Raw genomic sequence first — 24,813 nt, forward strand, 5'->3', positions numbered from 1 at the left:
CTTTCGTGGCCTGCCTAGTTCTGCGGCACTATCTCGGTCGGCTGCGCAGTGGTCGGCTCGGGAACCGTCGAGTACCGGGGCGGGAAGACCCCCGGCGGTAGCGCTACTCCGAAGGAATCGAGCAGTGCTCCCAGATCGGTGTCGCGAGTGAGGGTTCCGGGCGTCGGGAGTGTCTGCGGAGCCGGGCCGGGCTCGACCTCGGAGGGTGCCGGAGGTGCGTCGTCGACGCCCTTTCTCTCGCGTTCGGTTTCGGCCAGATCCGTCACCCAGGCGACAATTTTTTCGCTCTCCCACACACGGCCGTCATTCGGATTGTTGTTCCAGTACAACAGGTGCTGGAGGAATCCGAGAAAGATGTACGGCTCGACGAGGACGTCGACTATCCCCTTGTTGTTCTCCACCAGACCTTCGCCTTCAGCACGCACTTTGGCACGCACCGTCTCCGCTCCTGGCCCCATCGCCCAGTCGAGGTCTTCGCGTAGACGCTCGGGGGTCAGCTCTGCCAGGGCTTTCCCCTCGTCGACCTGGTAGGTCCGATCGGAAACCTTGAGAAGCACTTCGAGCAGCGTCTCCTCGGACCCTACCCAGTCCTTCTGGGTGACGATGTCGACGATCGCGCGGGTGGCTATGGAGGTCACGGTGCGGGCGAAGTCGGCGACGGTCTGGACGGGGTCGAACACCGTCAGCCGCATCTGTCCGAGCACTCCGAGTGCCAGTTGCAGCGCCAGAATGTTCTCGGGAGCGTCACATGCGAGATCGTAGGGTCGACAAGCCCATGTCATCTTGTCGTTCAGCGTGCCGTAATCCTTGGCCTCCGGCGACTGGAACCCACCGCGCGTCGGGCCGGGCTCGTCGATGTTGGGTACACCTGCAGGTCGGTACGGATCCCCCAAGAGTGCAACACCGGCGATGTCTTCGCCCGTGACGAGCGCATCGGGTGCACGGTGTCCGAGTTCCATCGCGACACGCTCGACCACCTCGCCGCCGACGCTGTAGCCGAGGAGCACGAACTTGGTGTTCTCGCCGCACTTGTTCTTGTACTCGTCGAGCAGACTGTTGGTCGAGGCGACGCCTGCGGCAACCGATTCTTGATACGTGGGCACGTCGGAGAGGAATCCCACTCCGTACGTCGATGGATACGGGACGTAGAGCCAGCCGACCGATCCCGGGTTGCTCGCTCCGACCTGGCCGGCAGGGAGCGTCACGTTGCCCACCCAATTGGCCATCGGCGAGCGGGGTTCTTCGTTCAGCGGATCACGATCGGCGTCCGAGTCGGTTGCACCGGACACTGCGAGCATCAGAACGTCCGGGCAGTCTTGGGCAAAGTTGTTCGGATCGATGTTCGGGCCGTCTTCTTCGGAAGAGGGTGCGCCTGCAGACCCAGTCGTCGACGAGCCCGATTCCGGGGATGCGGCTGCGGCCGCGGGAACAGCAAGGAGCAACGCCACCCCCAGCGTCGCGGACTTCGTCAAAATCGAGCCCGCACGTGTTCGGCGACGCATTCGAGATCCTCTCCAGCACACTTCGAGACAGCTTTCGACCACACAAAAGGTGTCGGGCGTACAACGCCCGACACACACACTGGAGAAGGTACCGTGCCGAGCCCCCATCGTTTGCTACAGAGTGTGAATCCCCGATGTCGGGGGCCCGATACTGGGAGATCGCACTATCGACTTCGGCGTTGTCGCGACCGCGATTCTGCGGAGTGAACAGCGTGGGTCTAAACTCGGCGTCGTGGTCATCTTCTTCGAGCTTCTGCTGGCACTGGCTGCAGTAGCCATCATCGCGTTCTCGCTCTACGTCGTCTACCGCTTGGTCACCGAAGAATCGTGACCGAGCGCGCAGCCGACGAGTCGGGCGAGACCACACGGTCCGCCAATGATGCGATCGCCGAAGCTGCCGAGAAGTTTGCAGCGGCGTCGACACGCAACATTCCGACGTTGCCGGATCTTCCGCACCCTGAAGATACCGCCAACCTTCGCCTCGGACCCGAACTGAATCCAGCGATGCTTGCGCTGCTTCCGTTGGTCGGCGTCTGGCGCGGCGAAGGCGAGGGTCGCGATCCCGAGTCGGGACAGGAGTACCCGTTCGGGCAGCAAATTGTCGTCTCACACGACGGCGGTGCCTACCTCAGCTGGGAATCTCGCTCGTGGCGCCTCGACTCCGACGGAAACTATGCGCATCCCGACCTTCGCGAAACCGGCTTCTGGCGAATTACCGGCGATGACGTCAAGGGCAGCGAGACGCCTGAGGTCATCGAGTTTCTGCTGACGCACAGCACCGGCGTCGTCGAACTCTATTACGGGCACGCGCTCAATCAGACTTCGTGGGAACTCGCGACCGATGTCGTGATCCGGTCCACTTCGGGCGCCCTCGTCGGTGGCGCCAAGCGGCTCTACGGCATCGTCGATGGTGCCGACCTCGCATACGTCGAGGAACGTGTAGACGCCGACGGCGAACTGGCACCACGGCTGTCTGCGCGCCTCGTCCGCTATATCGGCTGACAACACTCTTTCCAGCCCAGAGGCCCTCATGGGTCCTTCAGCCAGCCGTCGGCCCTTCAAGAGATTCTCCCCGCGCACGCGAACGGCCCCCGAGCCATACCTGCTTTCAGGTCTCGGGCGGATTAGACCGAGGGCTCGGGGGCCGGGTAGCTGCCTTGGATTCGCTTGCCGCTCGCGCGGTCTTCGAAAAGTGAATCCGTCAGCGGTTGCGGCTAGCTGACAGCCACCTCACGCGTCCTAGAGTTCTTCAACGTCAGACCACCTCCTCTCCCGTGTACTCGACAACGTACGCCGCGATTCCGAAGTCGGCAAAGGAATATTTCCGCCGGACATGCCGAGGTCCAAGACCAGGTCCGCATGGTTGTCCGCCGGAAGCTGATGCGTCACCACCACGACCGCACGATTACCGTCGACGATACCGTCGGAGCGGTCGAGGAGCCGTCGCAACAGCTGCGCTCCCCCGTCGTCGTCGAGGTGTTCGGTCGGCTCGTCCAGCAGCAGAATCGGCGCGTCGGACAACAGCGCACGAGCCAGCAGAATGCGTCGACGCTGACCTCCGGACACCGCCTGCGCACCGCCGACGAGGGTCGTGTCGATGCCGTCAGGGAGGGAAGAGATCCAAGCGCCGAGGCCGACTCGGTCGAGCGCCTCGACCGCCTCGTCCGGCTGGACGTCGCCGCGTGCCACCCTCAGGTTTTCGAGAATCGAGGTGTCGAACAGGTGCGCATCCTCGGCGAAGAAACGGGCACCGGAGCCCTCGACGGTTCCGCTGATCGGCGGCAGCAGTCCCGCGAGCGTCATCAAGAGGGTGCTTTTGCCGATGCCGCTGGGGCCGACGATCGCTACCCTCGCTCCGGGACCTACCTCGAGATCGACCGGCACCGTAGTCGAGGAAGACCCCGGCCAGCCACACCGCAAGTTTCTCGCACTGACACGGTCGGTGAGCGAGTCCAGATCATTCACCGTCTGCGGAGCGGCCTCATCCGCAGCGTCCAGCAGCTCCACGATGCGTGACGCCGAAATGCGGGCCCTCGTCAGTGCAATGGCAGCACCAGGCAGAGCAGAGGTCGCCTCGAAGGCGGAAAGGGGCACCAGCACGATGATCGCCAACGCCATCGGCGTCATACCACCAGCTGTTCCGCCCGTGCTGCCGTACAACGAGATACCGACCAGCAAGGAGCCCAGCACCGCCGCACCGATAGAGAGAGGTAATGCCGCGTCGGCGAAGGCTGCAGGCAGTGCCGCTCGGTCGCGGGCCTTCACCGATGCGCGGTTGGCTTCGGCAGCATCCCGAAGGGTCTCGTGCAATCGTCCGGCGACCCGCAATTCCCCGGCGTGATCGAGGGCGCGGACGGCGGTTTCGCTGAACTCCGCACGGGCCGAAATGCCCTCGGACTCGGCGATGACGGCAGCTCTCGCCGCCCAGTAGGGCGCGAGTACCCCGGCGACCGCGAGAGCCAGCAACAAAATCAGTGCCGCAGCCGGCGAGACGAACGCCAACACGACGACAGCTGCAATCGCCAGAACTATCGATACGCAGATCGGCACGATCGCACGTACCACGACGTCACCGAGCACGTCGACGTCGTTGCCGGTGCGCGACATCAGATCGCCGCGACGCAATCCCGCTGCTGCAGCCGGGTTGCCTGCGGCGAGTCGTTCGTAGAGACGAGTTCTCGCCGACGTCGTGCCGCGCAGGGCGGTGTCGTGGGTTGCCAGGCGTTCCAGGTATCGGAACGCCCCGCGCGAAATGCCCAGTGCCCTAACCGCTACGACGGCGACCGTCAGATCCAACACCGGTGGCATCTGCCAGGCGCGGGTGATGAGCCAGGCGGATACTGCCGCAAGGGTCAGTGCGCTACCCAAGGTCGCGACCCCTGCCGCCACGGACATGGCGACTCGGGACGGCCGAAGTTCGAGAAGTTCGAGAGCGCGCCGAAGGTCAACGAGCATGGCGTGCCTGCACTTCGATGATCGTGTCGGCACTGATGAGAACCGACCGACGGTGACCGACCACTACGACGGTTCTGCCCTCGTCGGCCAGGCGACGAATGGTTTTCAGTACTGTCGCTTCGTGGGTCGCGTCGAGGTGAGCCGTGGGTTCGTCGAGCAGAAGCACCGGGGCCGAGGAGGTCAGGACTCGTGTCAGGGCGAGACGTTGGCGTTGTCCGAGGGAGAGCCCGACACCTCCGGTACCGACGACGGTCTGCCATCCGAGCGGTAGCTCTGCCAGAACCTGATCGAAACCTGTTGCTGCACAGATGCTGTCGAGTTCCTGGGGATCGGGCCGTGTTCCGGTGAGCAGGAGATTGCTCTCCAGGGTGCCGGGAAGAAGGACGGGTCGTTGCGGGAGCCATGCGATCTGACGCCACCAGGACTGCACATCGACCTCGGCCAAGTCTGTTCCGCCGACGGTGACCCTGCCTTCGTCGGGCGCAGTCAGCGCGAGCATCACGCTCAGCGCCGTCGACTTTCCTGCCCCGTTCGCACCGGCCAGCACTGTCACGGTGCCGGGTTCGAATACGGCGTCGAGTCGGTGTGGGGCGCTGCCGCCACGTGCATCGACAGAAATCGAGGCCAGCTCCAGTCTTGCGCCGAAGGCTTGAATCGAACGCGTTCCCGCCCTCTCCGTCGGGCGATCGTCCAGCACGCCGAACGCCTTCTCCGACGCCGCGACGCCGTCCTCGGCTGCGTGGAATTGGGCCCCGACCCGGCGTAGCGGAACGTACACCTCGGGCGCGAGTACCAGCGCGATGATGCCGGCCTCGAGAGCCATGTCCCCGAAGACCAGTCGGAGTCCGATGCTCACGGCGACGAGAGCCACACACAGTGTGGCAAGCAGTTCGAGCACCATCGAGGACAGAAACGCGATCTTCAGTGCGCGCATGGTCGCGCGGCGATGTGCTTCGCCGAGTGCCCGGACCCGCGCTGCAGGCCCGTGTTCACGGCCAAGTGCCCGGAGCGTCGGAAGTCCTGCAAGGAGGTCGAGTAGTTGGGCAGACAGTCGCGTCATCGATTCGAGCGTCGCCTCTGCTTTCCCCTTGGTCAGCAGGCCGATCAGGATCATGAAGATCGGAATCAGCGGAAGCGTGACAAAGATGATCACTGCCGATGTCAGATCCTCGGTCAGGATGACCATGAGTGTCAGTGGCGTCAGCGTTCCCGCGAGGATCAACGCGGGCACGTAGCCGGTGAGATAGGGCGCGAGGCCGCCTAAAGCCCTGGTCACGACCGTGGCAACGCCTTCGCGCTCGGAATCGAGTCGACGTGGATCACTGTTCGACGCGGCGGCGAGGACGTCGTTCTCGAGTTCTTCGACCACGCGCGAGGCCGCACGATGCGCGTAGCGCGATTGCAGCCAAGTCGAGGTAGTCCTGACCACGATGGCTCCGGCAAGAACCGCCAACTGCCCGGACCAGTGCGAGATCGATCGTGCTGCGGGATCGGTGATGACACCCGCGAGCACTGTGCCTGTCATGACCGCGGAGACGATGATCGCCGCGGTATCGACAAGCGACAGAAGCACTGTCGACAGCAGATACCGCCGCGCCGATCGCGAGTATCGCCACAACCGAGGGTCGATAGGCCCCCGGCGCGGCGCGGCGGTGACTGTCATGACTTGCGACCGAGTGACAATCCGATCGAGTCGGGAATGTGTGCGGTGGAGATGCGCTGGCGGAATACCCAGTAAGTCCATGCCTGGTATCCGATGATGACCGGTGCCGTGAAGGCCGCTGCCCAGGTCATCACCTTGAGCGTGTACGGGCTCGACGACGCGTTCTCGATGGTCAAGCTGAACGCAGGGTCGGTCGTGGACGGCATCACGTCGGGGAACAGTGATCCGAACAGCAGAACGACGACGGCGATGACGGCGATCGTGGTGAACACGAATGCCCAGCCCTCGCGCACCTTGGCGGTGAGAGCGACAACGGCGATCAGCGCGAGAGCGGCGATCCCGACCATGATCCACGTCCACCCCGTCCCGTATGCGAGTTGAGTCCACAATGCGAAGGCGCCGCCGACCACAACAGCCGGAACAGATAGCCGTACCGCCATTTTGACCGCGTCCTCGTGCACATCCCCTGCAGTCTTGAGCGCAATGAACACGGCTCCGTGCAGCGCGAACACCAGAGCCATCGTGGCGCCGCCGAGCAAGGCATACGGGGAGAGCAGGTCGAGGAACCCGGCGGTCACCTTCTTGTTCTCGTCGATTGCGACTCCGCGCACGATGTTGGCGAACGCGACGCCCCACAGCACGGCCGGTATCCACGAGCCGATTCCGATGCCGAGATCACAGCGTCGTCGCCACACCGGGTCGTCGATCTTGCCGCGGTACTCGATAGCGCAGATACGCAGGATGAGCGCGACGAGGATCAGCAGCAACGGTATATAGAACCCGGAGAACAGGGTTGCGTACCACTCCGGGAATGCCGCGAACAGTGCACCTCCGGCGGTGATGAGCCACACCTCGTTTCCGTCCCACACCGGTCCGATGGTGTTGAGAACTGCGCGACGCCGGCGTTCTCCGACTTTCGGATCCGATGCCCGTCCGAAGACCGGGATCAGCATGCCGACGCCGAAGTCGAAACCTTCGAGGACGAAGTAGCCGGTGAACAACACTGCGATCGCTACGAACCAGAATTCTTGAAGTCCCATGATCGTTCCCCTCAGTACGCGAACGAGAGTTGTTGCGGAGCGTCGTCATCCGTCGGATCGTCTTGATCGCTACCCGGTGGGTGCTGATCGTGTTCCAGCGGGCCTTCGACGACATATTTGTGGAGGAGGAAGTACCACACGACGCCAAGAGCTGCGTAGACCACCGTGAACGTCACCAGCGAGGCAACGACGAGGGAGGCCGGATGATCGGACACTCCCTGATCGACAGTGAGTCTTATTCGATCGACGCCGGTCGGGTTGGGCGCGACAACCCACGGCTGACGTCCCATTTCGGTGAAGATCCAGCCGGCACTGTTGGCCAGGAACGGCGTCGGGATCGCGGCGAGGCTCAGCCAGGAGAACCAGCGCTGGTTCGGGACGCGTCCACCTCGGGTCACCCAGAGTCCGGCGATCGCGAGCAGTGCCGAGCCCGCGGCCAGACCGATCATCGCGCGGAAAGACCAGTAGGTGACGAACAGGTTGGGTCGGTAATTGCCCGGCCCGAACTGCTGTTCGTACTGAAGTTGTAGGTCTTCGACGCCCTGCAGGGTGACTCCGGAGAACTGCCCCTCGGCAAGGTAGGGCAGCACGAACGGCACTTCGAGAACGTGAGTGACGCCGTCGCAGTTGTTGTGGGTGCCGACGGTCAGGATCGAGAAGTTCGGATCGGTTTCGGTGTGGCAGAGCGATTCCGCCGAGGCCATCTTCATGGGTTGCTGCTCGAACATGAGCTTGCCCTGGACGTCACCGGTGTAGATCAGCGCGATGCCGGACAGGATCATGACCACGAAGGACATGCGAGCGGCCGGACGGAACATGCTCCGCGAGTTGGTGTCGCCACCCTTGCGTGCCTCACGCACCATCCACCAGCCCGAGATCCCGGCGACGAACGTTCCGGCCGTCAGGAATGCACCGGCAACGGCGTGCGGGAATGCGGCGAGGGCGGTGTTGTTGGTGAGCAGTTCCCAGATACTCGTCAGTTCCGCGCGACCGGTCTCTTCGTTGTAGATCGCACCGACTGGATGCTGCATGAACGAGTTGGCGGCGATGATGAAGAAGGCGGAGGCATTGACACCGATAGCGACGAGCCAGATCGTGGCCAGGTGAACGAGTTTGGGCAGCCGGCCCCATCCGAAGATCCACAGTCCGAGGAAGGTCGACTCGAGGAAGAACGCGACGAGCCCTTCCAGCGCGAGCGGTGCGCCGAAGACGTCACCGACGAAGCGGGAGTACTCGCTCCAGTTCATGCCGAACTGAAACTCCTGGACGATGCCGGTTGCGACACCGAGCGCGAAGTTTATGAGGAAGAGTTTTCCGAAGAACTTGGTCAGTCGATACCAGGAGTCCTTCTTGGTGATCACCCACATCGTCTGCATCGCCGCGATGATCGGGGCAAGACCGATCGTCAGCGGAACGAGAATGAAGTGGTAGACGGTGGTGATACCGAATTGCCACCTCGAAATGTCCAAGGTATCCATGACGACTCCGACTCTCCCGCCCCCCGGGCAGGTAACTGAAGTTACCGCTCACGCGGGCTTGTTACAGCGACTCCCAGATTACTACTACGCGAAGTAGTAGCTCAAGCGTCGACAGTGTCGCCCTCCCCACGTTCGATCGCGAAATCGACCATCGAACGGATGTCGTCGGCGTTGTCAGGGGTGCCAAGCGTGACCCCGTTCAGGGTGACGACACGCGCCGCGAGTGTGATACTCGAGACCAACCAAACGCCCTCTGCAGCAATCAGATCCGCAGGAAAGATGTTCGACTTCTCGCAGGTGTATCCCTTAGCGGTCGCGACGTCGAACAAGGCGTCGACAGTGGTACCCGCCAAGATCCCGTGCTCGACCGGCGGTGTGATCAGTGTCTTACCGCGAGAGATGACCACCGTGGACCGCGGACCCTCGAGAACCTGCCCCTCATTGCTGGTATAGATCACCTCGTCGGCACCCTGCTGGGCGGCATACCGCAAAGCGGCCATGTTGGTCGCATACGACAGCGTCTTGGCACCCATCAACTGCCACGGCGCTGCCGCAGCAAAATCCACCGAGTACCCGCGGCCGAGCGTGATAGCCGACACCCCTTCCGCACGGGCCTTGGCAACCCGTTCGTGCAGTGGACCCACGGTCGCGTAACCCGTCGGGCCACCACCACTCTCCCTGCCGCGACTCAACACCACCCGCAGCGCACCCTCGCTCCGCGTCTTGCGCTCCCACTCGTCCACCGCGAGCCCGATGACCAGCCTCCAGTCATCCAAGTCGGGCTCAGGCAGATCTAGAGCCCTCGCCGAGGAAGCCAGGCGCGTCAGGTGCCTCTCCACCCCACACGCCGCGCCGTCCCGAATCAGAAGCGTCTCGAAAACTCCGTCACCCCGAACTGCGGCAAGGTCGTCGGCACACAAAAGCGGTTGATCTGCGTCGTGAACTTGCCCATCGAGGGTCACTACTACACGGTCGGACATGGCGCCCACCCTAGTTGGGTCGCTCCGCAGGCTGCGCTCCTGCCTTATCGGGTCGCTCCGCAGGCTGCGCTCCTGCCTGATCGGGTCGCTCCGCAGGCTGCGCTCCTGCCTGATCGGGTCGCTCCGCAGGCTGCGCTCCTGCCTGATGCTCCTACTATGGGAGACGTGTCCGATACCGCCCCGATCGACCCGAGCCCACTTCTCACCCTCCCCGGCGCTGTGCCTTCGCCCGAAGACTCTGCAGACCATGCCGTGGCCTGGCACTACGGGAACCCCTTCGGTGAGCAACGAGATGCGACATCTGCTGCGGCAGTCATCGACCGCTCCAACCGCTTCGTCATAGCGATCAGCGGAGACGAGCGCCTGACCTGGCTCGATACGATTTCCAGCCAACAGGTCCAGAACCTGCCCGACGGCATGTCGGCAGAGAACCTGAGTCTGGACATCAACGGACGCGTCGAACATCACTTCGTGCAGACCGATCTCGACGGCATCACGTGGATCGACACCGAGGCCGCGAACGGGCCCGATCTCCTCGCGTTCCTGAAGAAGATGGTGTTCTGGTCCAAAGCCGAGCCTCGGGAAGGCCACGAACTCGCGGTCTTGAGCGTGCTGGGCTCGGACGCGCAGCGAGTGCTCGGGGCTGCCGGTGCGCCGACCCCCGAGGACGTCTATGCCGCGCTCCCCCTCGAAGGTGGCGGGTTCATCCGGCGGATGCCGTGGCCCGGCCAGAACGCATACGACCTGCTCGTCCCGCGCACGTCGCTTGCAGCGTGGTTCAAGAAGTTACGCGAGCAGGGCGCGACCCCCGCCGGCACCTGGACATACGAGGCGCTGCGGGTCGAGTCGATTCGCCCCCGTGTCGGTATCGACACGGACGAGAAGACCATCCCCCACGAGGTCCGTTGGATCGGCGGAGTTGCCGAACTCGGCGCCGTGCATCTGAGCAAGGGTTGCTACCGCGGGCAGGAGACCGTCGCGCGCGTGCACAACCTGGGTCGACCACCCCGCCATCTGGTTCTTCTTCATCTCGACGGTTCTGCCGACGGCAGGCCCGAAACGGGGGATCCGGTGACGGCCGGAGGGCGGACCGTCGGCCGGCTCGGCACCGTCGTCGATCACTTCGAACTCGGTCCCATCGCGTTGGCTCTGATCAAGAGAACCATTCCTGCCGGCACCGAGTTGGTAGTCGGTCCGTGTGCTGCGTCGATCGACCCGGATTCGATTCCGAACTACGACGACGTTCAGGCGGGCCGTGCAGCAATCGATCGGCTCCGCGGGAGATAATCGCAAGACAGGCGAGCTTTGCGTCGCGATGCGTCTTCGTGACTCTTTACCGAAGCTACGGGCATTGCCGCAGGCCAGCGGCCCTGACCGGCACCTCTTGACCGGCCATACATATAAGAAGGAATAACGCTACCCGGAGGCGTATGAGCATCTGGGCCGTTCTCGCGCTAGAGTGTGGTCCAGGAAGAAATACCAAAACCAACGGGGCGCCCAAATTTCCCCAGGCCGCCCCGCAAGTCCGCGAGGGGGCAACGCCATGGGCCGAGGCAGGGCTAAGGCAAAGCAGACAAAGGTCGCTCGTGAGCTCAAGTACAGCTCTCCAACAACGGACTTGGAGAGTTTACAAAGAGAACTCTCCGGCGGTTCGTCCAAGTCCCACCGTGGCGGCATTACCTCGGGCGGCATATCCTCCTCGGACGCGGAAAGCTACACCCGCGTCGAAGAGGATGAATACGAGGACTGGCGACGCTGACCTGCGATTTATACAACTGAGGGGGAGCCGCACCGCGGCTCCCCCTCAGTTGTATAAATTCCCTGCAGTTGTCATAGGTCGCTTGGCGCTCAGAAGCGTGGGTGATTTCCCAGCAGTACGGCGCGATCGGTTGCGACGGTAATGTCCGTCGACTTCTTGACCGTTCCCAGAGTCCAGCATTCGATGTGTCGTGCAGTCAGGACAGCGAGTGCACGGTCAACGTCTTCGGGCGCCACGATGGCGACCATGCCGACCCCCATATTGAACGTCTGCTCCATCTCGCTGCGTTCGACGCGTCCACGCTGAGCGATCAGTGAGAACACCGGTGCCGGACTCCACGTTCCACGGTCCAGTTCGGCCACGAGCCCTGCGGGCATGACGCGTCCCAGGTTGTTCGCCAACCCGCCACCCGTGACGTGACAGAACGTCCGCACCTCGGTCTCGGCAGCCAACGCCAGGCAGTCTTTGGCATAGATCTTGGTGGGCTCGAGCAGCTCCTCACCGAGAGTGCGGCCGAACTCTTCGACGTGACCGCCGAGATCCATGTGGTTGATCTCGAGCAGAACCTTGCGTGCAAGGGAGTACCCGTTGGAGTGCAGACCCGAGGATCCCATTCCGATCACGACGTCGCCGGGGCGCACGCGATCGGGGCCCAGAACCGAATCGGCTTCGACCACGCCTACCCCGGTTGCCGACAGATCGTAGTCTCCGTCTGCCATCAGACCTGGATGCTCGGCCGTCTCGCCTCCGAGAAGCGCACAGCCCGCAATGACGCAGCCGTCTGCAATGCCCTTGACGAGCTCAGCGACCATTTCCGGTACTACGCGGCCGACGGCGATGTAATCCTGCAGGAACAGCGGTTCAGCTCCGCAGACGACCAGGTCGTCGACGACCATCGCCACGAGATCCAATCCGAGGGTGTCGTGCTTGCCCATCGCCTGCGCGACGGCGACCTTGGTGCCTACCCCGTCTGTCGAGGCGGCGAGAATCGGCTCCCGGTAGTCGCTCTTGAGCGCGAACAGTCCGGCGAATCCGCCAAGACCGCCCATGACCTCGGGTCGACTCGCCTTCTTGGCGAGGGGGGCGAACAGTTCGACCGCTCGGTCCCCTGCGGCGATGTCGACGCCTGCCGAGGCGTAGGAAGCACCACCAGAGGAGGTTGCGCTCGGTGGTCGGGTTTCCTCGGTCATGCGGCTCCAGCCTGTGTGCTCGTACTGTTTGTCTTCGCGCATCGTGCGCATAGTGCGCTCTCACGGTACCGGAGCGGGCAATCGTCCGGGAACACGACAGACCTAGTCGACTGGTTGTGACGTCGACATCGCCGAATAGGACGTAACGACGATCACACGAGGCTGAAGATCACATGAGACTACGGTCTGCTCAGTGCGCTCGCGTTGGCGTTGTCTGTCTCGGTCTGTTGGCCGGCGGCCGTTGCAAGCATGCCTTCGAGCACATGCTTGCCGAGAGCGTTGTCCGGCGGAAGGGCGATCGGGTACTCGCCCGTGAAACATGCAGTACAGAGCCTTGATTCGGGCTGCTCCGATGCCGCAACCATCCCCTCTATCGAGATGTATCCGAGGGAGTCGGCACCGATGGCCTGACGCACACCTTCGAGGATTCCGTCCCCGGAATCGACGCCGTTGGCGATCAACTCTGCCGGAGAGGCGAAGTCGATGCCGTAGAAGCATGGCCAACGAACGGGCGGCGACGCGATCCGCACGTGGATCTCGAGTGCGCCTGCCTCACGCAGCATTCGGATGAGGGCGCGTTGCGTGTTGCCGCGCACGATCGAGTCGTCGACCACGATCAGACGCTTACCGCGAATGACTTCCTTGAGCGGATTGAGCTTGAGCCGAATACCGAGCTGACGAATGGTCTGCGACGGCTGGATGAACGTTCGCCCGACGTAGGCGTTCTTCATCAGTCCCTGGCCGTACGGAATGCCGGAGCCCTGTGCGAACCCGACCGCTGCCGGAGTGCCGCTCTCGGGAACCGGAATGACCAGATCACCCTCGGCGGGGTGTTCCTTCGCGAGCCGTCGACCGATCTCGACCCGAGTGGAGTGCACGGAGCGGCCGCCGATGACGCTGTCGGGACGGGCCAGGTACACGTATTCGAACACGCAGCCCTTGGGCTCCGGGGAGGCGAAGCGTGAGGATCGAACACCATCGGCGTCGATAGCGAGCAGTTCACCAGGCTCGATGTCGCGTACGAAGGCGGCACCGACGATATCGAGTGCAGCCGTCTCACTGGCTACGACCCACCCCCGATCGAGCCGCCCCAACGACAGCGGCCGTACGCCATGCGGATCACGCGCGGCGTACAGCGTGTGCTCGTCCATGAAGGTGAGGCAGAATGCGCCCTCGAGCGTCGGCAACAGTTCCATCGCAGCCTGCTCGATGGTTCGATCGGCGGCCTTGTGGGCCAGCAGGGCTGTCACGACGTCGGAGTCCGACGTCCCGTTGCCCTGGAGTCGGTCGCTGATGAGACCTGCGTCGCGAGCCCTGGTGGCAAGTTCGGCGAAGTTGACCAGGTTTCCGTTGTGGCCGAGCGCGATGCCCGTCCCGGCAGTGGTCGTGCGGAAAATGGGCTGCGCGTTCTCCCAGATGACCGAACCGCTCGTGGAGTAGCGGCAGTGTCCGATTGCGACGTGCCCCGGCATGGCGCCGAGGGTCTGCTCGTCGAATACCTGGCTGACGAGTCCGAGGTCTTTGAAGACCAGCACCTGTGCGCCGTCGGAGACGGCGATACCCGCGGCCTCCTGGCCTCTGTGTTGCAACGCATACAGACCGTAATAAGTAAGTTTTGCCACATCCTCGCCTGGAGCCCATACACCGAATACACCGCACTCTTCTCGCGGCTCACTTTCGGGTACATCCAGCGGTTTGCCTACCAAAAGATTCGGACTGTCGACCGACAACTCGGCGTTGGTCACTGGCACTGCTCCCTAAGGGGGACGAGGGCGGGGGGCGGGGACCAGTCTACGGGCCCACGGCAAGAGGCAACGCATCGTACGTGCTGAGCATTCCCTCGGGGGCTCATTCCCGCAGGATCGGCAGCCGCATGATCGGCAACCAGTGTGCGACGTCACCCGCCCGACTGCCGGAGGCTGTGATGGATCCATCTTTCAGCGCATCGTCGAAGGTGCGGACCCCTGTCGCTATCTGCAACCAGGTGTACGGATCTGTCTCGACGACGTTCGGCGGCGTGCCGCGGGTGTGCCGCGGGCCGGTGATGCACTGCACCGCCACGAAGGGCGGAACCCGAACCTCCACACTCGAACCCGGTGCGACCTGCGCGAGAGTGCGTACCGTGGTTCGAACTGCATCGGCGAGCGCGGCACGTGAGGGCTTCTCGACGTCCTGGCCTCTGGTCCAGTCGGCGACGGCCAGCACCGCTTCGCGTACCTGTTCGGGGGTTACGAGTTTGCTCGGCGCCATCGCCCCAGCCTAGTTACAGCGGCCTAGTTCCAGCCAGAACCGCCCCACTGACGTTGACCGACAGATGCAGCAGCGCAGGGGCGAGGACGCTGCCGCTGCGCCGCCGTAGCCACGAGAACATGACCCCCGCGGCCGCGGTTCCGATCACGGTGCCGACCACCGAATCGCCTGCTGTACGTGCCGGATGAATGTGCCACAGCCCGAAGAACATTGGCGACAGTGCGGGTGATACTGCGTCGAACACGCTTCGGAAGACAAGTTCCTCGCACGTGACGGTTCCGAACGGAATGCGAAACAGGATCCACTCGGCGAGGTCGTTGTCGGATGGACGCACGCGCTCCAGCCACGACGGTCGGGCCGCGATGACGACTGCGCTTACCACCGGCACAGCGCCGGCCGCGGCTCCCCAGGCGAGCCCCGAACGCCAGGACGAACGCCGCGGGCCTGCGGGGCGGATGCCGAGCGTGCGGACGAGGACGGCTGTGCCGACTCCGAACGAGAGATTCGCGAGGGCATTGTGCCGGTCGGACAACGCCAACCGCGGCAACACCCAAGCACTCCAGCCCGTGGTCACCGCGCCGAGCACAATCCCGCGGATCACTTTTCCGGGCCGTCCTTGCCCTTGTATGCGTCCATGACGGCTCGCACACGTTCGGTGTCGGCGGCGGTCCACCCATCGGGGGCGGCGATCGATACCCACCCGTCGAGGACCAGCGTTCCGTAATTGTGTCCGTGACCGTCCGGGACGCCTGCGGCATTGGTCAGGTCCGCTGCCACCTGCCAGAACGTGACGATCGGGAACCACCGCATATCGGGCAGTCGATCGGGCCCGGGTGCCTCGGACAGCCAGTCCGGCCGCTCGAACAGTAGGTCCGGCGACCACCAGACGACGGGATCCGACGCGTGCTGTACGTAGAGCACCCGCGGGCCGTACCAGGGTTGACCCACGGGCGGTATCGCTCCCGAGTTGTCGGCGAAGCGCAGCACCAGACCGTCCGAGTAGACCGGAAGCACTTCCGGGCTGCCCGGGTCGCGTCGATCCACGAATTGACTCCAGAGGCGATTGGAGTTCGGCGGTCCCACCCACAGCACGCCGTCGGTCGTGTCACGGATGTCGGCCAGACCGTCGAACGCACCCTCGCCGGCATTGGTGCCGAGGCTTTCGCCGTAGACGTAGAACTTGGGGCGCGTGGCCTCCGGCTCTTGCAGCCAGCGCTCGTGAACCTTGTCGATGAGTGCCTTGCCTGCCTCCGATGCGATTTCTCGTTCGGCAAGAAAAGAAATCCAGCTCGGAAGATAGGAGTATTGCGCGGCCACCGTGGCCACGTTGCCGTCGAACATCAATTCGGCTGCTTCGATGGCTGTCGGATTGACCCAGCCCGTCCCCGTCGTGGGTACGACGACCAGGGCGCTACGTTGGAAGGCGCCGGTTCTTTCGAGTTCGTCGACGACGAGGTCGAGCCGCTCGTCCTGGTTGTCGGCGGATTCCAGTCCGGCGTATGCGCGGATCGGCTCCATTGCGTTCCGTCCGAGCGCTTGGGTCAACTCGCCGGCGTTCATGCCGCTGGAGACAAAGTTTCGGCCTTCGAATCCGAGTGAGTCCCACGACGCGGCGGACTGCGGACTTCCGGATCGCTCCGGCCGCGTGGGCTGCATTAGGCCGTCGCGAGTGTCGTCGTTCTGGAGACTGAAGATCGAGTTCGTCACGTCGGACACCGCCCGAAGCAGCACGCCTTGAACGAGCGTGACGACGAGAACGACGACCAACACCACACCGATGACGTTGGCGACCTCGCGCGGCATCTTGATCAACTTGTTGATCTGTCGGACTACGAGTCGAACGAAGTCACGGAGGACCCGAATCGCCGAGATCAACAAAGCGGCCGTGGCGATACTCAGAGCCCCGGTCCGCAAGTAACCGGTCGTCGTGGTTCCCTCGGCGTCCATCAGTGCAGCTAGTTCGCGTTGCCAGCCTGCGGAGTAGGCGAGCATCACGAGCGAAGCGAGGACTGCAGCGATCGGGACGAAGATCTTCAGGCCCAGCTCGGCTCGTGGCCGCAGCGGCCACCACGAACGTGGCCGCAGAAACACTCGGAGTACCAGCCATCCGACGGCGACACCGAACCCGTAACCGATCGCCGAATTGATTCCCCCGATGAGGCCCTGGAACAACCAATCTCGGGGCAGGAGCGACGGCGTCAGCGACCAGCAGAAGAACAGTGCACTGAAGGCGAGGCCGGTGAAGTCGAGCTTCGGCAGACTCCAAAGCCACATGAGAAAGGGATGCGCGAGCGGGGAAGGCATCGAGAACTCGACGGGAATGCGGAGGTAGTGAGCATGTTCTCGCTCGACTGTGCTCACGACCTCCGTCGCGTCCTCCGATACCTCGCCCCGCGTCACGGCCCTACCCGAAGAGTCGGGGAAGAGTGCCCTCGAATACTTCTCGCAGCTCGGTCATCGGGACCGAGAACTGACCCTGAACCTCGATCTCGTCGGAGCCCTCGTCGACAACGCCGATGCGCGTCCACGGCAGCCGACGAGCGGTGCACATGTTGGAAAAACGAGTCTCCTCGGTGCGCGGGACCGCGACGAGAACACGACCCGAAGACTCCGAGAACAGCGCCACGAAAGGATCCGCACCCTCGGGGAGCAGAATGCGGCATCCGGTTTCACCGGCCAAGGCGGCCTCTACGACGGCCTGAGCCAGTCCACCCTCGGACAGATCGTGGGCGGCGGTGACCATGCCGTCGCGCGAACCGGCGAGAAGGATGTCCGCCAGCAACTGCTCCCGCGCGAGATCGACCTTCGGCGGGACGCCACCGAGATGATCGTGCTCGACCTGTGACCAGATGGAACCGTCCAGCTCGTCGTGCGTCTCACCGAGCAGGATCAACGTTTCGCCGGGCTCGAGACCGAGGCCCGTCGGGATGCGTCGGTGCACGTCGTCGATCACGCCGAGGACGCCCACCACTGGCGTCGGCAGGATCGGCTCGGAGCCGGTCTGGTTGTAGAAGCTGACATTTCCGCCGGTAACGGGGATACCGAGAGTGACGCAGCCGTCGGCGAGACCGCGGACGGCCTGCTGGAACTGCCACATGACGCCCGGGTCTTCGGGGGAACCGAAGTTGAGGCAGTTGGTGACGGCCTTGGGAGTCGCACCGGTGACGGCGACGTTGCGAAATGCCTCGGCAAGAGCCAGCTGAGCACCCTGATATGGATCGAGCGCGGTGTAGCGGCCCGATGCATCGGTAGCGAGCGCGATACCGCGACCCGTCTTCTCGTCGATGCGGATCATTCCGGAATCGGCGTTCTCCGCCAGCACGGTGTTGCCGCGAACGTAGCGGTCGTACTGCTCGGTGATGAACTTACGGCTGCAGAGCTGCGGCGAGGCAATCATCTTCAGCAAAGTTGCCTTCAATTCATCCGGCGTTTCCGGACGCTTCAGCGACGCAGTCGTGTTCGCGATCAGTGCGTCCTGATGCGCTGGACGCTGCACCGGACGGTTGTAGACCGGGCCATCGTGGGCGACCGTCTTCGGCGGAACATCGACGACGGTTTCGCCATGCCAGGTGATCTCGAGGTGGTCGCCGTCGGTTACCTCGCCGATGACGGTGGCCAACACATCCCACTTCTTGCAGACCGCCATGAACGCATCGACATTGTCCGGAGTCACGACAGCGCACATGCGCTCCTGCGACTCGCTCGAGAGCACCTCGGCGGGGGTCATGCCGGTGGCGCGCATCGGCACCTTCTCCAGCTCGATGGACATTCCCCCACTGCCTGCGGACGCAAGTTCAGAAGTGGCACAAGACAATCCGGCACCGCCGAGATCCTGGATGCCGACGACGAGTTTGCCTGCATACAGTTCCAGGCACGCCTCGATGAGGACCTTCTCGGCGAACGGGTCGCCCACCTGAACCGCCGGAAGCTTCTTGCGCTTGCCGTCGGTCTCGTCGCCGTCGAAGGTCTCCGAGGCGAGAACGGAAACGCCACCGATGCCGTCGAGACCGGTACGCGCGCCGAACAAAATGATCTTGTTGCCCAGCCCCGATGCGAACGCGAGATGCATGTCCTCTACCCGCATGACACCGGCACACAGAGCATTGAGCAGCGGGTTACCGGCGTAGGAGGCGTCGAACACCGTCTCTCCGCCGATGTTGGGGAGGCCGAGGGAGTTTCCGTATCCACCGACTCCCGAGACGATGCCGCTCAGCACGCGACGAGTGTCCGGTGCATCAGCGGCACCGAATCGCAATTGATCCATGACGGCGATGGGACGCGCACCCATGGCCATGATGTCGCGGACGATGCCGCCCACGCCTGTCGCGGCGCCCTGATAGGGCTCGACGTACGACGGGTGGTTGTGGCTCTCGACCTTGAACGTGACGGCCCAGCCGTCACCGACGTCGACGACGCCTGCATTCTCGCCGATGCCCGCAAGCATCGAGGTGCGCATCTCGTCCGTGGTGGTCTCCCCGAAGTACTTCAGGTGCACCTTGGAGGACTTGTACGAGCAGTGCTCGCTCCACATGACCGAGTACATCGCAAGCTCGGCATCGGTGGGGCGACGGCCGAGTATTTCCTTGATTCGGACGTACTCGTCTTCCTTGAGTCCGAGCTCTTTGTACGGCTGCTCTACATCGGGTGTGGCGGCTGCGGTTGTCACTGTATCGACGGACACGAGGAGTGGGGTCCCTTCTTGGAGCGAAATGCCAGCTGAAGTCTATCGGGCGGGGCCGGGCGCAAGTGTTGTGGGAGCGGCTCGCAGTGTTCGCGCGCTCAAAAGCGCGCACCCTTTTTCCCGAGCGCACCCCAGCGCTAGCCGAACAGCGCGGGGGTCTGCCTCGGAAAAAAGGTGTTCGCTTACTGAGCTGGAGCGAGGAACGCAGCGAGCGCAGCAGCGTAGGCGGAGACGTCGGCTGCACCCATCAGCTCGCGCGCCGAGTGCATCGCCAACTGCGCCGCCCCGACGTCGACGGTGGAGATCCCCGTTCGAGACGCGGTGATCGGTCCGATGGTCGATCCGCACGGCAGATCGGCGCGGTGAACGTAGCGTTGCATAGTCACCCCGGCTTGATCGCAGGCCAACGCGAAAGCCCCGGCGCCCACGGAATCCGTTGCGTACCGCAGATTTTGATTCACCTTGAGCACCGGCCCGCCGCCGAGCTCGATGCGGTGCGCGGGCTCGTGTCGGTCCGGGTAGTTCGGGTGCGTCGCGTGCGCCATATCGCCTGAGGCACAAATAGATCCGGCCATCGTCCGCAAGAACTGCTCGCGTCCGCCGCCGCGGCCGAGCACGATTCGCTCGAGCACGGTGTTCAGCAGATCGGAGAATGCTCCGCGGTCCGACATGCTGCCGACCTCTTCGTGGTCGAAGAGCGCCAACACCGGGGTGACGTTCGTGGGGTTCTCCACTGCGGCGATCAAGGCCTGTGTTCCGGCGTAACAGGTGCCCTGGTTGTCCAGGCGCGGCGCGCTGACGAGTTCGGATTCGACGCCGACGATTGCGCTCGGAGCCAGGTCGTGTGTCATGAGTTCCCAGCCGAGCACAGCCGATGGGTCCACTCCCTCGCGTTCGGCGACGTAGGAGAGAAAGGACCGTGGTGAGCGTCCGATCCCCCAGATCGCGTTGACGTGGCGCTGCGGATCGAGTGTGACGCCCTTGCGGTCCTCGGACAGGTGGATAGCCAACTGCGGGACACGCAGGATCGGCTCGTCCACCTTCACCAGTACCTCGCGTAGGGCGTTGCCGTCACGGACGCTGAGGCGGCCGGATATCCCGAGGTCGCGGTCGAGCCAGGAGTTGAGCCAAGCCCCGCCGTACGGTTCGAGCCCGACCATCTGCCAGCCTGCCGACTCGAGGTCCGGATGCTGCTTGACCCGCAGGTTGGGGCTGTCGGTATGGCCGCCGACGATGCGGAACGGGCCAGGAGTGGAGCCTGCGGAACGACCGGAATCAGGAGTGGAGCCTGCGGAACGACCGGAATCAGGAGTGGAGCCTGCGGAACGACCGGAATCACGAGATTCGCTCTCGGTGCTCCACGCCACCAGCGAACCACCGCGGATCAGGTAGTACCTGCCCTCAGCGGTCGGCCATCCTTCGGTCTCTTCGACCCGAACGAAGCCGACCTCCTCCAATTGCACTGCCACTGTTCGACACACGTGGAAGGGCGATGGTGAGACGTCGATGAAGTTGCACAGACCGGCAGCGGACGCTTGAGTCGACATGGGGACCATTGTGGCAGTCGAGCAGGTCAGGCCGAGACGATCGCGTCGAGCGCCGAGTAGAAGATGCCCAGACCGTCGTCGCTCGGGCCGGTGAGGGGCTCGGTGGCGTGCTCGGGATGCGGCATGAGTCCGACGATGCGACCGTTGGCCGAGGAGATACCGGCGATTGCGCGTTGCGAACCGTTAGGGTTGGAACCGCTGTAGCGGAACACGACCCGGCCTTCGCCCTCGAGCTCGTCGAGAACCTCTTCGGAGGCCTGGAATCGACCTTCGGCGTTCTTGACGGGGATGAGGATCTCGGCGCCGGCCTCGTAGCGCGAGGACCATGCGGTGTTGCTGTTCTCCACCTTCAGCCACTGGTCGCGGCACACGAAGTGCAGATCCTCGTTACGCGTCAGAGCGCCTGGCAGCAGCCCGGCCTCGCAGAGAATCTGAAAACCGTTGCAGATACCGAGGACGGGCATGCCGCCTTCTGCTGCCTTGACGACGGATTCCATGACGGGTGCGAACCGGGCGATGGCGCCGGCGCGCAGATAGTCACCGTAGGAGAAGCCGCCCGGAACGACGACCGCGTCGACGTTCTTCAGGTCGGCGTCCGCGTGCCACAAGCTGACGGCCTCGCCGCCTGCCAACGTCACCGCGCGGGAGGCGTCGACGTCGTCGAGAGTTCCAGGAAAGGTGATGACACCGATGCGAGTGCTCATGCGAGACGGGTCACTTTCCAGTCCTCGATGACCGTGTTCGAGAGCAGCGATTCGGCGATCTTTTCCAGCTCGGCGTCGTCGACACTGTCGTCGACCTCGAGCTCGAAACGCTTGCCCTGACGCACATCGGACACACCTGCGATCCCTAGACGCCCCAGAGCGCCTGTAATGGCCTGACCCTGCGGGTCGAGAATTTCGGTCTTGGGCATGACGTCGACAACAACACGGGCCACGTGAAAGCTCCTCGAGATATAGGTACCGGCAGGTGAGAGTCTACGCAGGCACTGCCGTGCGGATGACACTGCGTTTACTGTGGGGTGATGCGGCTGACTCACTTCGGACATTCCTGCCTCCTCGTCGAACTGAACGGAACGACCGTCCTCTTCGATCCCGGCAACTTTTCCCACGGATTCGACGGCATCACCGGTCTCGACGCCATCCTGATCACCCACCAGCACCCTGATCACGTGGACCTCGAGCGTCTGCCGGCATTGGTGCAAGGCAATCCGCGGGCAGCGCTCTACGCCGACCCGATGACGGCGTCGCAGCTCGGCGAACGCTGGACGGCGACGCACCCGGGGGATGTGTTCGGTGTCGGCGGCATCCAGGTGACAGGAGTCGGCGGCACTCATGCGGTGATTCACCCGGACCTACCGGTGATCGACAACACGGGTTATCTCCTCGGAACTCCCGAGAATCCGTCCCAGTTGTTGCATCCGGGCGATTCACTGTTCGTCCCCGAGCAGAAGGTGGACATCCTCGCGCTCCCAGCCGCGGCGCCGTGGATGAAGCTCTCCGAAACCGTCGACTTCCTACGCGCAGTCGCGCCCCGCACGGCCTTCCCGATCCACCAGGCCATCATCGCCGAGCAGGCCCGCGGGATCTACTACGGGCGCTACAAGGAGTTGGCCGACGAGAACACCGAATTCCGGACGTTCCCGGAGGAAGGTTCGATCGAGCTCTAGGACCCCGTCACCTCGACGGGGAGCGCGTCCAGCATGGTCACCGAGGACCCGTCCCACTGATAGCGAATCAAGGCGGGACCGCCCGTCGGGTTGGCGTTGGCATCGTCACCGACGGGCCAGCGGTACCCGACGGTGATGGTGTCGACGGACTGTGAGTCGACGAATGTGAAGGCGTACGGCTCGGACGTTCCGGTGCCGAGGTAGTCGCCGTCGGCGAAGAACAACACCTGCACCGGCGAGCTGGCGGTGCCGCCGGACGTATCGGCGCGAACCCAGGTGAACGACGCACACGGGTCACCGATCTGCGTTGCTACCCACGGAACGCCGTCGAAGTACTGCGGCAGTGAGGCGAGAGCATCGGTCACTGTCGTCGAGGCAAGATCCAAGCAGACGGGAGATTGCGAACCGGGCGTACGCGTAGCCGGGGCCGCCTCGGCGCGCGGAACCACTTCCGTTCTCGTACCGGGCGGGCGATCCTCGATGATGGGCGGGAGAGACCCAGACGAGGGCACGAAGGTCTGCGGCACATTCTGCTGTCCAGGTGCTGCAGAGGATTCCGGGGCTGCCGTCGCATTTCCGCCCTCGGAATTTCCGCACGCCACAAAGGCCATGACGCTGATCGCTACGAGAAGAAGCCGTTTCATGTCGCCACCTGCAATGTCGGGTGCACAGTCGGGGGTTACATCCTGCGAACCGAATGGTCCGTTACACCCAAGGGATACACCACTGACGGCTATGCGGCTCGGCGAACCGGCCGCACGTGCTCGTAGACGCCAGGCACCGCCCCGCTGTAGAGCGCGAGGTCGATCGCGTCGAGCATCGCCCGGCGCGGCCCGCTGGACCCGAGTTGCTGAGCACTGACGGCCAATCGCACCAGGCCGTCACGTCGAGCTGCGCGGCCCGCACCGATCACGAGCGCCCTGCACCACCACGGTTCGGCCTTCATGCCTTCCCCGATGCCGAGAACTCGTCCACGCGCTGTGGTACCCGTCTCCAGGTCTCGAATTGCATTGATACCGGCGATCATCCGAAATCCGGCATCCGGCAATGCCGATACCGCGCCAGGCGAGGCGAGCCACCGGGGCGGCGCGAAAACCCTTGTCCGCAAGCCGGTCTCTTCCATGACTCGATCGGCAGCCATCAGTCGCAGCCGAGCCTCGTGACGCGGCAGGGAGGCGAACTCGGCGCGGCGACGCTTGGTTGCCGCCTGATCGTAGCCGTGCAGGACGATGGCATCCCCGCTCTCGCGTCGGCCCCGAAGCCATTGCTGGGTAGCCGAATCCTTCGCCAGCCGGTACTTGTCCTTCAACCGGGGCGCGACGAGCAACGACAGTGGCACCGATCGCGAGTCGAGTTCACGGGCGAATTCCGCTGCGTGGTCACGGGTGTCGTCTCTGATTCCACTTACCGAAACGATCAGTGCTCCAGACATGACTCGAGCCTCGCGCACCAGGGTGAACGAGGCTCGACATCAGCATTGACCGTGTCTAAACGGCGATGGTCTCTTTCGGCAGGATCTTGTCGATCGCTGCGAGAACTTCGGGTGCATCGGGTTCGGTGCGGGGACGGAACCGGTTGGTGACGACGCCGTCGGGCGAGATCAGGAACTTCTCGAAGTTCCACTGGATGTCGCCTGCCGTGCCCTCTGCGTCTTCGGTTTTGGTGAGCTCGGCGTAGAGCGGATGCCGATTTTCGCCGTTGACATCGACCTTCTCGAACATCGGGAAGGTGACTCCGTAGGTGGTGGAGCAGAACGATTCGATCTCTTCGGCTGTGCCGGGTTCCTGTCCACCGAACTGGTTGCAGGGAATGCCGATGACCGACAAGCCCTGCGCCGCGTACTCGGTGGCCATCTTTTCGAGGGTGGAGTATTGAGGGGTCAGGCCGCACTTGGATGCGACGTTCACCACCAACACTGCTCGGCCTGCGTACTCATCGAGCGTGGTGGGCGCGCCGCCCAGCGTGTTGATCCCGATGTTCTGAACTTCAGTCATGACGACGAACTTACCTGTGGTTATCGCGGGAAGGGGAACCGACCATATGAAAAGAGAACGACCCTCGGTGAGGGTCGTTCTCTTCATTTCCGAACCGGGCGACGG

At 63.8% G+C, this 24,813-nt stretch carries 22 protein-coding genes; 4 read left to right on the forward strand and 18 right to left on the reverse strand.

Features of this window, described 5'->3' with window-relative positions:
• Nucleotides 1–14: 14 nt before the first annotated feature.
• Nucleotides 15–1,502 carry a cutinase family protein gene (locus E5720_RS06275; RefSeq protein ID WP_136169932.1) on the reverse strand — a complete coding sequence of 496 codons (1,488 nt, stop codon included), beginning with the start codon at nt 1,500–1,502 and terminating at the stop codon, nt 15–17.
• Nucleotides 1,503–1,829: 327 nt separating this feature from the next.
• Between E5720_RS06275 and E5720_RS06280 the strand changes: the two genes are divergently transcribed.
• Nucleotides 1,830–2,504, forward strand: a complete 675-nt coding sequence (locus E5720_RS06280) for an FABP family protein (RefSeq protein ID WP_136169933.1) — start codon at nt 1,830–1,832, stop codon at nt 2,502–2,504.
• Between the two features lie 237 nt (nt 2,505–2,741).
• On the opposite strand, the gene cydC is transcribed toward E5720_RS06280, so the two are convergent.
• The 5 genes from cydC to E5720_RS06305 form a co-directional block, all read right to left on the reverse strand.
• The gene (gene cydC / locus E5720_RS06285) at nt 2,742–4,457 is read right to left on the reverse strand and encodes a thiol reductant ABC exporter subunit CydC (RefSeq protein ID WP_136169934.1); all 1,716 of its coding nucleotides are present in this window, start codon (nt 4,455–4,457) and stop codon (nt 2,742–2,744) included.
• Complete coding sequence (gene cydD, locus E5720_RS06290; protein ID WP_136169935.1) at nt 4,447–6,120, reverse strand: thiol reductant ABC exporter subunit CydD; 1,674 nt, start codon at nt 6,118–6,120, stop codon at nt 4,447–4,449. Before cydD ends, cydC begins: the two co-directional genes overlap by 11 nt.
• Nucleotides 6,117–7,160, reverse strand: coding sequence for a cytochrome d ubiquinol oxidase subunit II (cydB, locus tag E5720_RS06295; protein WP_136169936.1), 1,044 nt, complete (start codon nt 7,158–7,160; stop codon nt 6,117–6,119). Before cydB ends, cydD begins: the two co-directional genes overlap by 4 nt.
• Nucleotides 7,161–7,171: 11 nt before the next feature.
• Nucleotides 7,172–8,638 carry a cytochrome ubiquinol oxidase subunit I gene (locus E5720_RS06300; protein ID WP_136169937.1) on the reverse strand — a complete coding sequence of 489 codons (1,467 nt, stop codon included), beginning with the start codon at nt 8,636–8,638 and terminating at the stop codon, nt 7,172–7,174.
• 101 nt (nt 8,639–8,739) lie between these two features.
• Nucleotides 8,740–9,618, reverse strand: a complete 879-nt coding sequence (locus E5720_RS06305; RefSeq protein ID WP_136169938.1) for an aminodeoxychorismate lyase — start codon at nt 9,616–9,618, stop codon at nt 8,740–8,742.
• A 165-nt stretch (nt 9,619–9,783) separates the two neighbouring features.
• Here E5720_RS06305 and E5720_RS06310 point away from each other — a divergent pair, with 165 nt between their 5' ends.
• Both E5720_RS06310 and E5720_RS06315 read left to right on the forward strand, forming a co-directional pair.
• Nucleotides 9,784–10,905: a folate-binding protein YgfZ gene (locus E5720_RS06310; RefSeq protein WP_210730025.1), complete on the forward strand. Its 1,122-nt coding sequence runs from the start codon at nt 9,784–9,786 to the stop codon at nt 10,903–10,905.
• 256 nt (nt 10,906–11,161) lie between these two features.
• On the forward strand, nt 11,162–11,377 hold the full coding sequence (locus E5720_RS06315; protein ID WP_084347077.1) for a DUF3073 domain-containing protein: 216 nt from the start codon (nt 11,162–11,164) through the stop codon (nt 11,375–11,377).
• An 89-nt stretch (nt 11,378–11,466) separates the two neighbouring features.
• On the opposite strand, the gene purM is transcribed toward E5720_RS06315, so the two are convergent.
• The 9 genes from purM to purS form a co-directional block, all read right to left on the reverse strand.
• Entirely contained in the window at nt 11,467–12,567 is a 1,101-nt protein-coding gene (purM, locus tag E5720_RS06320) for a phosphoribosylformylglycinamidine cyclo-ligase (protein WP_136172484.1), read from the reverse strand.
• 179 nt (nt 12,568–12,746) lie between these two features.
• The gene (purF, locus tag E5720_RS06325) at nt 12,747–14,312 is read right to left on the reverse strand and encodes an amidophosphoribosyltransferase (RefSeq protein WP_084347076.1); all 1,566 of its coding nucleotides are present in this window, start codon (nt 14,310–14,312) and stop codon (nt 12,747–12,749) included.
• 103 nt (nt 14,313–14,415) lie between these two features.
• Nucleotides 14,416–14,817 carry a sterol carrier family protein gene (locus E5720_RS06330; RefSeq protein WP_136169939.1) on the reverse strand — a complete coding sequence of 134 codons (402 nt, stop codon included), beginning with the start codon at nt 14,815–14,817 and terminating at the stop codon, nt 14,416–14,418.
• Between the two features lie 13 nt (nt 14,818–14,830).
• On the reverse strand, nt 14,831–15,418 hold the full coding sequence (locus E5720_RS06335) for a CPBP family intramembrane glutamic endopeptidase (RefSeq protein WP_247596187.1): 588 nt from the start codon (nt 15,416–15,418) through the stop codon (nt 14,831–14,833).
• The gene (locus tag E5720_RS06340) at nt 15,415–17,121 is read right to left on the reverse strand and encodes an alpha/beta hydrolase (protein WP_210730026.1); all 1,707 of its coding nucleotides are present in this window, start codon (nt 17,119–17,121) and stop codon (nt 15,415–15,417) included. Before E5720_RS06340 ends, E5720_RS06335 begins: the two co-directional genes overlap by 4 nt.
• Before the next feature lie 100 nt (nt 17,122–17,221).
• Nucleotides 17,222–19,498, reverse strand: coding sequence for a phosphoribosylformylglycinamidine synthase subunit PurL (purL, locus tag E5720_RS06345; RefSeq protein WP_136169941.1), 2,277 nt, complete (start codon nt 19,496–19,498; stop codon nt 17,222–17,224).
• A gap of 182 nt (nt 19,499–19,680) precedes the next feature.
• Complete coding sequence (locus tag E5720_RS06350; protein ID WP_136169942.1) at nt 19,681–21,054, reverse strand: M18 family aminopeptidase; 1,374 nt, start codon at nt 21,052–21,054, stop codon at nt 19,681–19,683.
• 17 nt (nt 21,055–21,071) lie between these two features.
• Nucleotides 21,072–21,749 carry a phosphoribosylformylglycinamidine synthase subunit PurQ gene (purQ, locus tag E5720_RS06355; protein WP_136169943.1) on the reverse strand — a complete coding sequence of 226 codons (678 nt, stop codon included), beginning with the start codon at nt 21,747–21,749 and terminating at the stop codon, nt 21,072–21,074.
• Complete coding sequence (gene purS, locus E5720_RS06360; RefSeq protein ID WP_136169944.1) at nt 21,746–21,982, reverse strand: phosphoribosylformylglycinamidine synthase subunit PurS; 237 nt, start codon at nt 21,980–21,982, stop codon at nt 21,746–21,748. Before purS ends, purQ begins: the two co-directional genes overlap by 4 nt.
• A gap of 87 nt (nt 21,983–22,069) precedes the next feature.
• On the opposite strand from purS, the gene E5720_RS06365 reads away from it, so the two are divergent.
• A complete protein-coding gene (locus tag E5720_RS06365; protein ID WP_136169945.1) occupies nt 22,070–22,714 on the forward strand; it encodes an MBL fold metallo-hydrolase in 645 nt (214 codons plus the stop codon).
• Here the strand turns inward: E5720_RS06365 and E5720_RS06370 are convergent.
• The 3 genes from E5720_RS06370 to E5720_RS06380 form a co-directional block, all read right to left on the reverse strand.
• Complete coding sequence (locus tag E5720_RS06370) at nt 22,711–23,358, reverse strand: LppP/LprE family lipoprotein (RefSeq protein WP_136169946.1); 648 nt, start codon at nt 23,356–23,358, stop codon at nt 22,711–22,713. The two genes, E5720_RS06365 and E5720_RS06370, sit on opposite strands and share 4 nt — an antisense overlap.
• Before the next feature lie 89 nt (nt 23,359–23,447).
• On the reverse strand, nt 23,448–24,146 hold the full coding sequence (locus tag E5720_RS06375; RefSeq protein ID WP_136169947.1) for a DUF2334 domain-containing protein: 699 nt from the start codon (nt 24,144–24,146) through the stop codon (nt 23,448–23,450).
• A 55-nt stretch (nt 24,147–24,201) separates the two neighbouring features.
• The gene (locus E5720_RS06380) at nt 24,202–24,708 is read right to left on the reverse strand and encodes a glutathione peroxidase (RefSeq protein ID WP_136169948.1); all 507 of its coding nucleotides are present in this window, start codon (nt 24,706–24,708) and stop codon (nt 24,202–24,204) included.
• Nucleotides 24,709–24,813: the final 105 nt, after the last annotated feature.

It is taken from the genome of Rhodococcus sp. PAMC28707 (genome assembly GCF_004795915.1).
GTDB lineage: Bacteria > Actinomycetota > Actinomycetes > Mycobacteriales > Mycobacteriaceae > Rhodococcoides.